Source organism: Homoserinibacter gongjuensis, from assembly GCF_030161875.1.
In the GTDB taxonomy this organism is placed as follows: Bacteria; Actinomycetota; Actinomycetes; order Actinomycetales; family Microbacteriaceae; genus Homoserinibacter; species Homoserinibacter gongjuensis.
This window is the reverse complement of record NZ_BSVA01000001.1, coordinates 404,272-419,283: the sequence shown is the minus strand read 5'-3', so window position 1 is coordinate 419,283 and position 15,012 is coordinate 404,272. Positions and strand designations below refer to the sequence as shown.

Sequence of the window (15,012 nt, the reverse complement as noted above, 5' to 3'; positions counted from 1 at the left end):
GTGTACGCGATTGGATCTCGCGCACGTTTTCGAACATGGGGCCTGGTGGGGCCGAGGGCCTATCGACGACTTCCGATCAGCGTCCGTACGCGGCAATTCCTGTCGGATGATGGATCGCCACGTGTGCAAGTGGAACTTCGCAATGACGAAGGTCCGTACGCGATTCGTCTTCCTTCTGTCGAGATTGCTTACCAGCAAGCATATTCCGAGATCCGGCATGTGATTCAGAAGGCTGTGGGTCACGGAAGCGCCTAGTTGCGCAGAATCGAGGCTGCTATGTCGGCGGTGGGGATGGTGCCTTCGGCATCCTCAACGCCACCGGTGCTCTCGTGGAGGCGACCATCGGACTGCCCGGCGGTGCGACCGTGCGCATCAACGCGGCCCGGGTCGCGCGGGACTGGGCCTACCCGACCGTGCACGGCGACGTCATCGTCCAAACTGATGCCACCGGCACCCGCATCGGCACGCGAGCGTCGTATGACCCGTTCGGGCAGCCGATCGACCCGGCCACCGGGCAGATCGGCACCACCACTGCCGACGACGCCGTGCCCGACACGGTCACGGACTCGGATGCCGACTACGCCTGGGTCGGCGGAGCACGCAAACTCTACGAACACCACGGCTCCATCGCATCCATCGAGATGGGCGCCCGCGTCTTCGTCGCAGCACTCGGCCGATTCATGTCCATCGACCCCGTCGAAGGTGGGGTCACCAACGCCTACGACTACCCCAGCGACCCCATCAACAAGATGGATCTCACCGGGATGGCTGACGAATGGTGGCGCACGGCGCTTTCAATCGCTGTCGGGGTCGTCGCGACAGTGGGCGCAGTGGCGGCCACTGCCGCCTGCATTGCATCGGTGGTTTGCGGTGCTGCAGCCTTGGTGGCGATCGGTGTCGGCATCGGTGTCGCCGCCGGCGCGGCAGGGTACGCCGCAGAGACGGCCGGCACGGATGAATTCTCGTGGTCCGGTCTTGCTGCTAACGCTGCGCTAGGCGGAGCGACCGGTCTCATTCCTGGCGCAAGTGCAGGCGGAGTTGTAGTCGGCGGAGCTATCCGGAGTGCCGCAAGATACGCTGCTACGCATGCCGCCGAGCAGGTCGTAATAAAAGGGATCTCAAGGCCAGCCGTCACCACAGTGGGGACTTTGCTTGCCCGCACGAGCCTCACATCCAGAAGCTCCCTGCTGTTCGCGAAAGGATCCGGATTGCTGAATAGGGGGCCCCTTCGCATCGGGTGGGGGTGGATGGGAAAGCAAGCAACCGGGACTAACGTATTCCGCATCGGCGTTGGTCCAGCGCGCACAACGCACATCAATATTGGGATGTATCGATGACCACCGACAACGACTTTGGTCAGGCTCTCGAGAGGAACTGGGAGCGGTGAAGGAGCGGTTGGGAGCGGACTGGCAGTTGTCGGTCGGCCAAGAATCTGGATATGGAAATCCATTCATGTGGTTCGTCGAGCTCCGAAGCGAGAACTCCAATACAGCCGTAAGAGTGTGGTGGCGTGGCGCGGAGGTATTTCTTTCGGCGTTCCTAGGTGTCTCGTATGAAGCGTCGGCAGAACTATTTACTAGATCAGCAAGACGTGTGGCTGGCCTCGTCGGCGCGCTTTGTAGTGGGCGGTATCGTCGACACGACGGTGTCGTTTCGGTAGCAACGAACTGGTTCACGCGAGTAGACCTCACTGAGTGGGCGGATGGTTGAGAGCGTGCCGCAGCGGCCGAGCAATCGGGATCGCATAGCCAGCGGTGGGAGCTCGCGATTGTGGTCTGGGGCGCGAACACGGCGTAAGCAGCCGGCTGTGGCCCGATCGCGTATCGCATGACGAAAGGTCACCAAAACCCGGCGACCCCGACCAGGTCACCCGGTACACCTACGCCGGAGGCGGAGACGGTGCCTTCGGCATCCTGACCGCCGCGGGCGCCCTGGTGGAGGCGACCATCGGCCTGCCCGGCGGTGCGACCGTGCGCATCGACGCGGCCGGTGTCGCGCAGGGCTGGGCCTACCCGAACCTGCACGGCGACATCATCGTCCAGGCCGATGCCGCCGGCACCCGCACCGGCACCCGGGCCGCCTATGACCCGTTCGGGCAGCCCATCGATCTGGCCACCGGGCAGATCGGCACCACCACCGCCGACGACGCCGTGCCGGACACGGTCACCGACTCGGATGCCGATTACGCCTGGGTGGGCGGGGCCCGCAAACTCTACGAACACCAAGGCTCCATCGCCTCCATCGAGATGGGCGCCCGCGTCTTCGTCGCAGCACTCGGCCGATTCATGTCCATCGACCCCGTCGAAGGCGGCGTCACCAACGCCTACGACTACCCCAGCGACCCCATCAACGGGTATGACCTGACTGGAGAATATTGGCCGGACGGATGGTGGGTGCCGCCTGCCACTTCGGGCGTATACATCATCGAGTTTAGTAACGGTGCCTACTATGTCGGCGAGAGCACCGATATTGCGCGCCGCCTGAGCCAGCACTCTGCCGGTCCGTATCTTGGCGGTCTGACCCCGACAGCGATCACCTACCGAAGCATGCCCGGGAGCACATTCACGCAGCGCACTGAAGTCGAGCAGGCCGTGATCAATTTCTTCGAGCAGGCCCATGTCAAGAATTACAATCGCATGAACTCGAACTCGCGTGTAGCAAAGTTGGGTACAACATTGACGCCTGAGTGGGCAGCCGGTGAGCTGGCGATCAAGAAAGACTTTTCGCCTTTCAAGCGCGGTGAAAAGGCGATGCTGAATCGATTGTGGCGTTCGCTGAACCCTACTCTCGCAATGATCACTGGTACACGAAAGGCACGCGGTCTTCGATGAGGAACTCTGAAGTCGGCGCTGCCCGCGCGGATGCTCCGGTGCCAAACGTGTCGTGGGGCCGCCCGCCGAACGAACAGGTGTGGTTGGCGAAGTTCGGAGTTCCCGATGAATGGATTCCGTTCTGCGAGATCGAGGACTGGACGCGCGACTGGGTGGGTGCGCGATCGATGTTGACACCGGCATCAAGTGCCCGCGTCACCTTCCGCATCGGCGGCGATGCCCCGCCTCGAACGGCCGATGAGCTGAGCGCTGCGGTCGCCAAAGGGCTCAACTTGCGACTTGAGTTGCAGCCGGGGTTCGACCTCGCGCGGATCGCCGGCCAGTTGGCGCACGCGGCGACGGTGACCATCCCGAACTCCGCACACGTCAACGGCTGGGCGAGCCTCGCCCACGGAGCCCCTCGCACGCTGATCATCGATGTTCCTGGTGAGCCACTGGTCGCGATGCAGCGCATCGAGCGGCTCATCGCGAGAGGCAGCAAGGGCGCGCACGGAGCCGCGGGGCCGCACCTGTTGAGCGCTCACCTCGATCTCGAGCGCACCCCTGGCCGAGCGACCTCGTCGTGGGGCCGCAGGTCAGCGACCTCGTCATCCACCGTGCGCGTGGCCTCACAGGAGCACCGCGTCTTGAGCGCGCGGATCGCCTCCGCACGCTCAAAGTTCGTGGTCAGAAAGTCTTCGATGCTTCGACTCTCGACGGCGCGGTCAACCTCGAATGGCTCGATCTGTCACGTGTCGACACGGTGCTCGGCATCGACCACCTAAATGCGATTCCCGCGCTCGCCCGGCTCGACCTGAGCCGCGTTCGTGAGATGCCGGACTGGCGCGACCTGGAGCGACTTCAGGTGCCGATGGTCACACTCGAAGCGAGCACGGCGCTCAACGCCGACCAAGCGCGTAGCCTGAGCAGCGGCCGACCCGGATGGGTGCTGGACCCAGGTGCCCCCGCCACCGAGTAGGACTTTCGGTCAAGGTGAACGGCACGCTGTTCGCCGACCCGGCGTATGCGTCCGATCAGCTGCTGCAGTCGGTGGCGTATGCGAACGGCACGAGCCTTGCCTCGATCACCCGCGACCCGTACACGGGCGCCACCATCGGGATGCAGTGGGCGTTCGCGGATGCGTCGTCGGTGTGGGATGCGGTGGTGCGGTCGCAGTCGGGTCGCATCATCCAGAACACCCTCACCGACACGGCCTCGGCAGGCCAGGAAACCTCGACGTACCGGTTCGATGCGGCGGGCCGTCTGGTGCGGGCGGAGATCCCGCGTCATGTGCTGGAGTACGGGTTCGGCGCCGCCAGCTGCGGTGTGATGGCCGCAGGTGCCAACGGCAACCGCACCACCTTCTCGGACACCTTCGACGGCGGCACCCCGACCACGGTCGCGTACTGCTACGACGCCGCCGACCGGCTCACCGGCACCACGGTCACGGCGGCCCCGGCCGGCGCGTCCCCGGTGGCGGGCGGCAACCTCACCACGACCGGCCCGGGCGCGACGCTGGCCTACGACACCCGCGGCAACACGACGGTGCTGGCGGATCAGCAGCTCGGCTACGACATCACCAACCGGCACATCTCGGCCACCCTCTCCGATGGCACGGTGGTCACCTATCTGCGGGATGCGACGAACCGGATCGTGGAACGCAAGGTCACCAAGCCCGGCGACCCCGACCAGGTCACCCGCTACAGCTACGCCGGGGCCGGGGATGGTGCCTTCGGCATCCTCAACGTCACGGGCGCCCTGGTGGAGGCGACCATCGGCCTGCCCGGCGGTGCGACCGTGCGCATCAACGTCGCCGGGGCTGCGCAGGACTGGGCCTACCCGAACCTGCACGGCGACGTCATCATCCAAACCGATGCCACCGGCACCCGCATCGGCACCCGGGCGACCTATGATCCGTTCGGGCAGCCTATAGACCCCATCACCGGCCAGATCGGCACCACCACCGCCGACGACGCCGTGCCCGACACGATCACGGACTCGGATGCCGACTACGCCTGGGTCGGCGGAGCACGCAACCTCTACGAACACCAAGGCTCGATCGCCTCGATCGAGATGGGCGCCCGCGTCTTCGTCGCAGCACTCGGCCGATTCATGTCCATCGACCCCGTCGAAGGCGGCGTCACCAACGCATATGACTACCCGAGCGATCCGGTGAATAGGTTCGACTTCGCTGGCACCGACGTGTGGAGCGACATCTGGTCTGGCGTAGAGACGGCATGGTCAGGAGTGCAGACTGCAGCCAAGTTCCTTACGGACAACCCCATCGCCAGCGGCATACTTACCGTTTGCGGCCTTATTCCCGGGGCTGTCGGTATGGCCTGTGGAGCGGTATCCACGGCGGCGCACGCGCTTCAAGGACGCTATGCGGAGGCTGCTGTTTCGGCACTTAGCATGGTCGGAGCTGGGGCAGTCGGCGTACTGACAAAAACCGTCGCCAAGATCGCCCGACCTGTCGTCGCGACCGCTGGGAACGGATTGACTCGGGCTGCAATAAAATCCAGGACGAAGGGGATCAATGCCCTCGGGGCTTCGGCCGAGTTCATGTATTCCCTCGGACTCACCATCTACGTGAACCTAGAGCCCAAGCCCCTTCCGAAACGGCACATCAATCGTGGGATGTATTAGTTGAGCACGCGGCTTCCTCAGGTTGGCCGGTGGGCGCGCGGCCTCGCGATCCTCTGTTTCGTGATCGTGACCTTCTCCTTCGTTAGCTTCGTCGTCGCTGGCTCGTTCGGGGACTCACTCGTGGTGACTCTCATCGCCGTTGGCTTCCAAACGCTCGGACTTCTCGCGCTCTTGCGTTCGTTGGTGGTCGGGGTGTACTCGACAGTGACAGGAGTCCGCGTGGTGTCCTGGTTGCGGACTCGCGAGTTGGCATGGTCGGAGATCCGAAGAAGCGACGCGGTCCCATACTCGGGGGTGCTGAGCAAGGGGATCGATACGCGCTTGCTCTCGATGATTCAGATCACCCTCACCGATGGCAGTCAACTTCCCATCCGGGCAAGCGTCACCGCCCCGGGCGCGGCGTCGAAACAAGCGAGCACGCTCAACGACGTCATCCGAGCGCGCACAAGTTAGTAGGTCGCGTCAGCCGGGGCAGGTCGCAGGGGCAGACGCCTGCTCCGCATAGCGTCAGACGCCCCGCCTACGCTGTGGAAAGTGTGCATAACCGGGGCGAAGTTATGCACATCTGTGGATGACACGCCCACAACATCTAGGGTTGGCTCCCTGTCAGGGGCCCGATATATAGTGGTCACACCTCCCGGCCGGGGGAGAGCAAAGGGGCTCGGTCTCGGCTGAGTCGAGGTCGTTCCCATCAGGGATTTTCATCGCAAGCGGGGCGCGCGAACACGCGCGGGGAGGAAAGGGATCACGTGGCAATCACCGTCGTGAAGCGCAACGGAGAGCGCGAGCCGTACGACGCCAACAAGATCAACCTGGCGATCGAGGATGCGAGCCGCGGGCTCGACGAAAACATCACCTGGGTCACGCAGATCGCCTCCGAGCTCGAACTCACGCTCTTCGACGGCATCACCACCCAGCAGCTCGACGAGGCCGTCATCCAGGTGGCGCTGCAGAACGTCAAGGACGACCCGCAGTTCGACACCGTCGCCGCGCGTCTGCTGCTCAAGACCATCTACAAGCGCGTGCTCGGCGACTACACGAGCGAGGAGCAGCTCAAGGAGTTGCACCGCGAGCACTTCCCCGCCACCATCCAGCGCGGCGTCGACGAGCTGCTGCTCGACTCGCGCTTCCCGGCGCTGTTCGACCTCGAGCGCCTCGCGGCCGCCCTCGAGCCCAGCCGCGACGGCCTGCTCAAGTACATCGGCGTCGTCACCCTCAACAACCGCTACAGCATCAAGGCCCGCAACCACGAGCCGCTCGAGGTGCCGCAGTACTTCTGGATGCGCATCGCCATGGGCCTCTCGCTCAACGAGGCCGACCCCACCACACACGCCATCGAGTTCTACAACAAGATGTCGAAGCTCGAATACCTGGCCGCCGGCTCGACTCTCGTGAACGCCGGCACCGCCTACCCGCAGCTCTCCAACTGCTTCGTCATGGAGATGCACGACGACATCGAGCACATCGCGAAGTCGGTACGCGACGTCATGTGGCTCACCAAGGGCACCGGCGGCATCGGCCTGTCGGTCACGAAGCTGCGCGCCCAGGGCTCGCCCATCCGCTCCAACAACACCACGTCGACGGGCCCCATCCCGTTCATGCACACGATCGACTCGGTGCTGCGCGCGGTCAGCCGCGGCGGCAAGAAGTTCGGGGCGCTGGCCTTCTACATGGAGAACTGGCACCTCGACTTCCCCGAGTTCCTCGACCTGCGTCAGAACTCCGGCGACCCGTACCGCCGCACCCGCACCGCCAACACGGCCGTCTGGATCTCCGACGAGTTCATGAAGCGCGTGCAGAACGACGACGACTGGTACCTCTTCGACCCGCTCGAGGTCGCCGACCTCAACGAGCTCTACGGCCAGGAGTTCTCCGAGCGCTTCGCGCACTACGCGGCGGAGGCCGACGCCGGCCGCCTGCGCATGTTCAAGAAGATCTCGGCACGCTCGCAGTTCAAAGACATCCTGATGTCACTCCAGACCACGGCCCACCCGTGGCTCACCTGGAAAGACACCATCAACAACCGCGCCCTCAACAACAACACGGGCACCATCCACCTCTCCAACCTCTGCACCGAGATCTGCCTCCCGCAAGACCTTGAGAACATCGCCGTCTGCAACCTGGCGTCGATCAACCTCTCGACCCACCTCAAGGTCGACGCCAACGGCGGCCTCGGATTCGACTGGGACCTTGTCGAAGACTCCGCCCGCAGCGCCGTGCGTCAGCTCGACAACCTCATCGACATCACCGAGTCGTCGGTGGCCGAAGCAGACCACGCCAACAAGACCAACCGGGCCATCGGCCTCGGGGTCATGGGCTTCACGGATGTCGTGGAGAAGCTCGGCTACTCGTACGAGTCCGAAGAGGCGTACGCCCTCATGGACGAGATCATGGAGCACGTCTCCTACGCGGCCATCGACGAGTCGGCCGACCTCGCCCGCGAGCGCGGCTCCTACGACAACTTCGTGGGAAGCCGCTGGTCGCAGGGCCTCGTGCCGTTCGACTCGCTCGAGCTGACCGAGAAGGACCGCGGCGTGCCGATCCCCGTCGACCGCACCATGCGCCTCGACTGGGACCGCCTGCGTGAGAAGGTCAAGGGCGGCATGCGCAACGCGACCCTCATGGCGATCGCGCCCACCGCGTCCATCGGCCTCGTCGCCGGCACCACGCCCGGCCTCGACCCGCAGTTCGCCCAGATCTTCAGCCGCTCCACGAGCAACGGCAAGTTCCTCGAGGTGAACCGCAACCTCGTGACCGACCTGCAGAAGCTCGGCCTCTGGGAGCAGGTGCGCGAGCAGGTGCTGCGCAGCCAGGGCGACATCCAGGTGATCGCCGAGATCCCCGACGAGATCAAGAAGGTCTACAAGACGAGCTTCCAGCTCTCGGCCTACGCCTTCATCGAGGTGGCTGCCCGCGCCCAGAAGTGGATCGACCAGGCCATCAGCCGCAACATGTACCTCGAGACGCGCGACGTCGGCGAGATGATGGACATCTACTACAAGGCGTGGGAGAAGGGCGTCAAGACGACCTACTACCTGCACGTCAAGCCGCGTCACCAGGCCGAGCAGTCGACCGTCAAGGTCAACAAGGCCGAGGAGATCACGCAGGGCGCGCGCCGAGGGTTCGGAGCCCCCGCCACCCCGGCGACCCCCGCCGCCGAAGCTCCCGCCACCGCGCCCAGCGCGGCGCCCCGTCGTGGATTCGGAGGGCTCACCTCGTGAACGGAGCCACCACCGACGAGTACTACGTGCCCGTCGACCCTATGGATGAACTGCAGTGCGAGAGCTGCCAATAGCAATGAAGAAGGACTGATACACATGGCCATCCTCGGAACCGGCGTGCAGGAGGGCCTCCTGCTCAAGCCCGTCACCTACCCGTGGGCGATGGAACTCTACGATCAGGCCGTCGCCAACACGTGGTTCCCCAACGAGATCCAGCTCGGAGAAGACCTGTCCGACTTCAAGCGGATGACGGATGAGGAACGTCACGCGGTGACCTTCCTCGTGTCGTACTTCAACCCCAACGAGCTGCTCGTCAACAAGGCCCTCGCCTTCGGCGTCTACCCCTACGTCAACGCACCCGAGGCGCACCTCTACCTCGCGAAGCAGATGTGGGAGGAGGCCAACCACTGCATGTCGTTCGAGTACGTGCTCGAGACGTTCCCGATCGACCGCAACGAGGCCTACAACTCGCACGTCGACATCCCGTCGATGGCGCGCAAGGAGGAGTTCCAGGTCGAGTACATCCGCCGCATGACGGAGGAGACCCTCGACATCAAGACCACCGAGGGCAAGCAGGACTTCGTTCGCAACCTCGTCGCCTACAACATCATCCTCGAGGGCATCTGGTTCTACTCGGGGTTCATGGTGGCGCTCTCGTTCCGCCAGCGGAACCTGCTGCGGAACTTCGGCTCGCTCATGGACTGGATCGTGCGCGACGAGTCGCTGCACCTCAAGTTCGGCATCAACCTGATCCTCACCGTGCTGGAGGAGAACCCCGACCTGCAGACGCCGGAGTTCGCCGCCGAGATCAAGCAGATGATCCTCGACGCCGTGGAGATGGAGGAGGAGTACAACAACGACCTCCTGCCGAACGGCATCCTCGGGCTCAACGCCTCCTACATCAACCAGTACGTGAAATACCTCGCCGATCGTCGCCTCGAGGAGCTCGGCTTCGGTACGCACTACAACGTGGTGAACCCGGCCAAGTGGATGGCGACCGCGAACGACACGCTCGAGCTCGTCAACTTCTTCGAGGCCACCAACACCTCGTACGAGTCGAACGCGAAGGCGACCACGGCCGAGCGCCCGGCCGCCGGCTGAGCGCACCCCGCGGGTTGAGTAGCCGCGAAGCGGCGCACCCCGCTGGTTGAGTAGCCGCGAAGCGGCGTATCGAAACCCGCTTCCGCCGCGCCTACACGTCGGCGCGGCGGAAGCGGCGCCCGCTCACGCGATCGGGCGTGATGCGCACGTAGTTGAACTTCTCGTCGGGGTTCCACGACACGAGCCCCAGGATGCCGGAGTGCTCGATCTCGTCATCGAACGCGAGCCGTTCGGCCGTGCCCCACAGGATCACGCTCCAGGCCACGTCGTCGGTGTAGGAGTCGACCTCGAAGGCCACCCGCGGGCGCTCCGCGACGAGCTCGAGCTTCGAGCCGGGCGCGCTGCGGAACAGCACGCTGCGGCCGCCGAGCGAGAAGTTCACCGGGAACACTTCGATGTCGTCGCCCTCGGCGAACACCACGCGCCCGATCGGGGCCTCCGCGAGCAGGTCCCAACAGGTGTTCTCGTCCAGGACCTCGGCATTGCTCTGCATATCCGCACCCTACGGCGCGACTGCCGACGGCGGAAGAGCGGCTTGACGCTGCACCCCCACCCTGACAATGTTGACACTGTTCACATGTTCAGGAGGCCGTCATGCCGCAGAAGGTCACCCCGTTTCTCTGGCTACCGGGCCGGCTCGCCGAGGCCGTCGAGTTCTACACCTCCGTCTTCCCCGACGGTGAGGTGATCGAGCGCACCGTGCAAGACGGCGAGCTCTACATCGCCACCTTCCGCGCGGGCGGCATCGAGTTCGCCGCGATGAACGCCGAGGGCGGCCCGCCGTTCTCGGAAGCCGTCTCGTTCGTCGTGCTGTGCGACGACCAGGCGGAGGTCGACCGCTACTGGGATGCGCTGCTCGCGGGCGGGGGACGCCCCTCGCAGTGCGGCTGGCTCAGCGACCGCTTCGGCGTCTGCTGGCAGGTGACCCCAAGCGTCTGCTCGAGCTGCAGGCCGACCCCGACCCAGGGCGTCGCGGTCGAGCCGTCGCCGAGATGCTCACGCAGGTGAAGATCGACATCGCCGCACTCGAGCGCGCAGCCGACGGCGACTGAGCGCCACTCACCGCTGGTGGAGTAGCCGCGCCCGCTGGGCGCGCGGCGTATCGAGACCCGCGGCACGCCCGCGCCTCGCACGCCTCGGTTTGTCCATCCGAGGCTCGCTCGATAGTGTCGAAAGCGCCCGGGGGGCGCGCAACTGGTGCGTCGAGGGCACGAGGGGACACCGCTGTCATGCGCATCAGCACACGACCAGGACTCATCAGGCTGCTCGCGAGCGTGCTCGCGACCACGCTCGTCGCATGCGGTTTCGCGATCGTGGGTGCGTCATCCGCATCCGCTGTCTCGACCTATTCGGGCAGCAGGCTTTACATCGATCAGACCTTCTATGCGTACGTCGGCGCGGGTGAATCGCTCGATGTGGCCTTCACTCAGACCACAGCGGGCAGCGCCCCGGTGACGATCACGATCTCCGACCCGACCGGCCCCGGCATCCCCTGTGTGGTTCCGGCAGCGGCGCCCAACGGCGTCAAGTGCTCAGCCGCCGGCCTCACCTCCGCGACCGCGGGAGTGTGGACGATCCAGCTCGACACCACGAGCGACAACCAGCGCTACCTCTACGACATCGAGGTGCGCGATGCGGGCTCGACGCCCATCCCCGGCCGTATCTGGACCGACCTCTTCAACCAGTATCAGTCGAGCGCCTCCACGCAGTCGCTGTGGGTCGTCAGCCGTGAGGGCTACGTCTACGGAATGGAGTTCATCAACCTCAACGGCGTCGGCTCCGCGTTCCGCGCCAACGGGTTCGGGCTCGTCGAGGAGGGCACGTGTACTCCGCTGTACCGGTCGGCGACCGGCACGTCGATCGCGGCCAACGGCGTGCCGCTTGAGGCGGGCGTCGAGTTCAGTGAATCCTGCGGCGACGACTTCTGGCTCTTCTTCGAGGAGCCGGATGCGTCCCTCCCCGTCAGCGCCCCGTCGGCATCCGGAACCATGTGGGTGAAGCCCGCACTCGTGCTTCCCGCCGCGACCGACCTCAGCTTCACGCCCGCGAACCCCCTCACCCGGGCCGGAGAGATCACCTTCGACCTGGCGGGAGTCAACGGCGGCTACAGCATCCAGATCGATGCGAATGCGGATGGCGACTACACCGACCCGGTCGACCGCACGATCCCGTGGGGGAGTCCTCCGGGAGCCGTCACGGTGCCCTTCGACGGGCTCGACGGTCTGGGCAATCCGATCGGTGTCTGTCAGGCGTTTAACGCGCGGGTCGTCGTCGATCGCGCCGGCGAGATGCACTTCGTGCTCGAAGACGTCGAGCAACTGGGGAACGGCGCACAGACCGCGGGCGGCATCCGTCTCACCGGTGCGACGGCGGGCATCGCCGCGCCGCCGCCGCTGCTCTACTGGGATGACACGGTCTTCCCCGAAAGCACCCTGACGCCGCCGGAGCCGTGGCCGTCGCGCGACGGACGAGCGGGAGTCGACAGCCTCGCCACACCGGGCAACGGTGCACACGGCTGGCGTTTCGACTGGGGCGATCGGCGCAGCATCGAGAACTGGACGTACTACCAGGCCAACGCGGGCAGCCAGGTCGCGATCGAGCCTCCGTGCAACCCGAGTCTCTCGATCGACAAGCGGGCCGAGCTCGTCGACACCGATTCCGACGGGCGGGCGAGCGTCGGCGAGACGATCACCTACTCCTTCCTCGTGCGTAACACGGGGAACGCGCCCCTGACCGACGTGACCGTCGACGACCCACGGGTCAGCGGCGTCTCGCCCGCGAGCGTCGACCTGCCCGTGGGCGGCGAGCAGCTCTTCACCGCGGCGTCGTACCCCGTCACGCAGGGCGACGTGGACGCCGGTGGCATCCCCAACACGGCGATCGCACGGGGTCTCGATCCGGCAGGCGACCCCGTGGAGTCGGCGCCCGACAGCGAGTTCGTACCGACGCCCGAACGCGACCCGCGACTCACCATCGACAAGCAGGCGACACTCAACGACGAGGTGGCAGACGACGACCTGGCGCAGCTCGGCGAGACGATCGACTATCGCTTCGTCGTGCGTAACACGGGCAACACGACGCTCACCGATGTGACCGTGATCGACCCGCACGTGTCGGGCATCACCCCCGCATCCGTGACGCTCGCGCCCGGCGAGGAGCAGGTGTTCACCGCCGATCCGTACGACGTCGTGCAAGCCGACATGAACAGTGGCGTCGTGGCGAACATCGCCTACGCCGAGGGCACGAGCCCGACGGGGGATGTGACCTCGCCACCCGACGACACCCGGGTGCCGACGCTGCCGCCGGATCCCTTCCTCGAACTCGACAAGTCGGGTGTGCTGATCGCGGATGCCGACAGCGATGGTCAGATCAGCGTCGGTGACACGGTGCGATACACCTTCGAGGTGTCCAACACGGGAACCGTCGATGTGGATGACGTTGTGATCTCGGATCCGCGGTTGACCGGCCCGACAACGCCCGCGAGTGCCGACATCGGGGCGAACTCCTCCGCGATCTTCACGGCCGACTACCTCGTCGTGCAGGGCGACATCGACGCGGGAGTACTGCGCAACACCGCGACGGCGCAGGGCACGTTCCTCGGCACGCCCGTCACGACGGGCCCCGACACGGTCGAGCTGCCCACAGAGCCCCGCGACCCGGCGCTCGTGATCGACAAGACCGGGGTGCTCGACGACGTCGATGGCGACGGTTTCGCCGATGTGGGTGAGACCGTGCAGTACGGCTTCCGCGTGGAGAACACCGGCAACACGACGCTCACCAACGTCGTCGTGATCGACCCACGTCTCACCGGCATCACCACTCCGGCGGGTCCCCTGCTTCCGGGCGACGTCGTGAACCTGACGGCGGATGTCTACACGGTGACCCAGGCGGATGTCGACGAGGGTGGCGTGGCGAACGTCGCGGTCGCGCGGGGCAACGTGCCCGGCGGACCCGAGGTGTTCTCGCCGCCTGACGACCACTTCATCGACGGCCCGCCGCCCGCCGCCGGCATCGAGCTCGACAAGCGCGCGTCGCTCGTCGACACGAACGGCAACGGCTACGCCGACGCGGGGGAGCAGATCGTGTACTCCTTCTTCGTCACCAACACCGGCAACGTGACCCTGTTCGACGTCACGATCGACGACGACCGGCTCGGCACCCTCGTGCCCGCACCGCTCGACCTGCTGCCGCCGGGTGTCACCGCCGAGATGATCGCGTCGTCGTACACGGTGCGCGCGGCCGAGGTGACGGGCGATCCGATCGTGAACACGGCATCCGCTCTCGGCACCCTGCCCGACGGCACGACGGTCGTGGAATCGGACGAAGACAGCGCGTCGCTCCTCACCCGGGTTCCGGGGCTCGCCTCGACGGGAGCCGACCCGGGGATGCCGGCGGCGCTCGGCACCCTGCTGATGCTGCTCGGCCTCGTCGCCTTGGGGGCGGCTCGGGCCTCGCGTCGGCGTCGCGCCTGAGCGGGGCAGACTGGGAGGCATGAGCGACGAGCTGCGGGCACGACTCCGGGCGCTGCTCTCCTTCCCAGCCGAGCTACCGCGCTTCGACCCGGATGCCGTGCCGGGCGAGCCGCAGACGCTCTTCCTGGAGTGGCTCGACGAGGCCGTGCGCGCGGGCGTGCTCGCACCGCATGCCGCCACGCTCGCGACCTCCGACGCATCCGGACCGAGTGCACGGGTGCTCATCCTGAAAGACGTGGGGGAGAGCGGATGGCAGATCGCCACGCCCGCCGACAGCCGCCCAGGTCACGCGATGGCGGCATCCGGGCGGGCCGCACTGACGTTCTTCTGGCCGGCGCTCGCACGGCAGGTGCGGGTCGAGGGTGAGGTGCGACGGGCGTCGGATGCCGAGGCGGCGGCGGACTTCCTGGCCCGGCCCGCCGAGGCGCGCGCGACGGCGCTCGTGGGGCGGCCGCGGCCCGTGCTCGAGGGCGACGCCGAGTATGCCGCCGCCCGTGCCGAGGCGCTCGCCCGTGTGAGTGAGACTGAGGGGACCGTGCCCGAGAGTTGGGCGCTGTGGAGCATCGTGCCGGGCACCGTCGAGTTCTGGCAGGCGGCCCACGACCGCGCGCACGTGCGGCTGCGCTACCGCGCCGACGGCGCGGGGTGGGTGCGCGAGCGGCTGTGGCCGTAGGGGGTGCCGCCCCCGTGGCCGCGCGCTGGGCGCGCCGCACCCTTCCCGCTGGTCGAGTAGCCGCGCGCGCTGGGCGCGCGGCGTATCGA

General features: G+C 66.3%; 12 protein-coding genes. 10 read left to right on the top strand and 2 right to left on the bottom strand.

The features are described from left to right. The first annotated feature begins 329 nt into the window (after positions 1 to 329). Positions 330 to 1,337, top strand: a complete 1,008-nt coding sequence (locus tag QQK29_RS02350; protein WP_284297473.1) for an RHS repeat-associated core domain-containing protein — start codon at positions 330 to 332, stop codon at positions 1,335 to 1,337. Positions 1,338 to 1,754: 417 nt separating this feature from the next. Further along, on the top strand, positions 1,755 to 2,831 hold the full coding sequence (locus QQK29_RS02345; protein ID WP_284297471.1) for a GIY-YIG nuclease family protein: 1,077 nt from the start codon (positions 1,755 to 1,757) through the stop codon (positions 2,829 to 2,831). A 182-nt stretch (positions 2,832 to 3,013) separates the two neighbouring features. Here the strand turns inward: QQK29_RS02345 and QQK29_RS02340 are convergent, their stop codons facing one another. After that, positions 3,014 to 3,163, bottom strand: a complete 150-nt coding sequence (locus tag QQK29_RS02340) for a hypothetical protein (RefSeq protein ID WP_284297469.1) — start codon at positions 3,161 to 3,163, stop codon at positions 3,014 to 3,016. 230 nt (positions 3,164 to 3,393) lie between these two features. On the opposite strand from QQK29_RS02340, the gene QQK29_RS02335 reads away from it, so the two are divergent. From QQK29_RS02335 to QQK29_RS02315, 5 genes are all read left to right on the top strand, one after another. Next, entirely contained in the window at positions 3,394 to 3,789 is a 396-nt protein-coding gene (locus QQK29_RS02335; RefSeq protein ID WP_284297467.1) for a hypothetical protein, read from the top strand. Between the two features lie 14 nt (positions 3,790 to 3,803). Next, the gene (locus QQK29_RS02330; RefSeq protein ID WP_284297465.1) at positions 3,804 to 5,456 is read left to right on the top strand and encodes a hypothetical protein; all 1,653 of its coding nucleotides are present in this window, start codon (positions 3,804 to 3,806) and stop codon (positions 5,454 to 5,456) included. Positions 5,457 to 5,516: 60 nt separating this feature from the next. After that, positions 5,517 to 5,909 carry a PH domain-containing protein gene (locus QQK29_RS02325; RefSeq protein ID WP_284297463.1) on the top strand — a complete coding sequence of 131 codons (393 nt, stop codon included), beginning with the start codon at positions 5,517 to 5,519 and terminating at the stop codon, positions 5,907 to 5,909. A 296-nt stretch (positions 5,910 to 6,205) separates the two neighbouring features. Beyond that, the gene (locus QQK29_RS02320) at positions 6,206 to 8,677 is read left to right on the top strand and encodes a ribonucleoside-diphosphate reductase subunit alpha (RefSeq protein ID WP_284297461.1); all 2,472 of its coding nucleotides are present in this window, start codon (positions 6,206 to 6,208) and stop codon (positions 8,675 to 8,677) included. A gap of 96 nt (positions 8,678 to 8,773) precedes the next feature. Further along, entirely contained in the window at positions 8,774 to 9,778 is a 1,005-nt protein-coding gene (locus QQK29_RS02315) for a ribonucleotide-diphosphate reductase subunit beta (protein ID WP_284297459.1), read from the top strand. A 91-nt stretch (positions 9,779 to 9,869) separates the two neighbouring features. Here QQK29_RS02315 and QQK29_RS02310 read toward each other — a convergent pair whose 3' ends face one another. Beyond that, positions 9,870 to 10,271, bottom strand: a complete 402-nt coding sequence (locus QQK29_RS02310; RefSeq protein WP_284297457.1) for a pyridoxamine 5'-phosphate oxidase family protein — start codon at positions 10,269 to 10,271, stop codon at positions 9,870 to 9,872. 101 nt (positions 10,272 to 10,372) lie between these two features. Here QQK29_RS02310 and QQK29_RS02305 point away from each other — a divergent pair, with 101 nt between their 5' ends. The 3 genes from QQK29_RS02305 (at position 10,373) to QQK29_RS02295 (ending at position 14,923) form a co-directional block, all read left to right on the top strand. Continuing rightward, positions 10,373 to 10,786: a VOC family protein gene (locus tag QQK29_RS02305; protein WP_284297455.1), complete on the top strand. Its 414-nt coding sequence runs from the start codon at positions 10,373 to 10,375 to the stop codon at positions 10,784 to 10,786. 221 nt (positions 10,787 to 11,007) lie between these two features. Continuing rightward, positions 11,008 to 14,250 carry a DUF7507 domain-containing protein gene (locus QQK29_RS02300; RefSeq protein ID WP_284297453.1) on the top strand — a complete coding sequence of 1,081 codons (3,243 nt, stop codon included), beginning with the start codon at positions 11,008 to 11,010 and terminating at the stop codon, positions 14,248 to 14,250. 19 nt (positions 14,251 to 14,269) lie between these two features. After that, a complete protein-coding gene (locus QQK29_RS02295; protein ID WP_284297451.1) occupies positions 14,270 to 14,923 on the top strand; it encodes a pyridoxine/pyridoxamine 5'-phosphate oxidase in 654 nt (217 codons plus the stop codon). Positions 14,924 to 15,012: the final 89 nt, after the last annotated feature.

Bases quoted from the DNA above. Each gene is read 5' to 3' on its own strand.
- QQK29_RS02295 (WP_284297451.1), top strand. From the start codon at position 14,270: ATGAGCGACGAGCTGCGGGCACGACTCCGGGCGCTGCTCTCCTTCCCA.
- QQK29_RS02315 (WP_284297459.1), top strand. From the start codon at position 8,774: ATGGCCATCCTCGGAACCGGCGTGCAGGAGGGCCTCCTGCTCAAGCCC.
- QQK29_RS02300 (WP_284297453.1), top strand. From the start codon at position 11,008: ATGCGCATCAGCACACGACCAGGACTCATCAGGCTGCTCGCGAGCGTG.
- QQK29_RS02305 (WP_284297455.1), top strand. From the start codon at position 10,373: ATGCCGCAGAAGGTCACCCCGTTTCTCTGGCTACCGGGCCGGCTCGCC.
- QQK29_RS02310 (WP_284297457.1), bottom strand. From the start codon at position 10,271: ATGCAGAGCAATGCCGAGGTCCTGGACGAGAACACCTGTTGGGACCTG.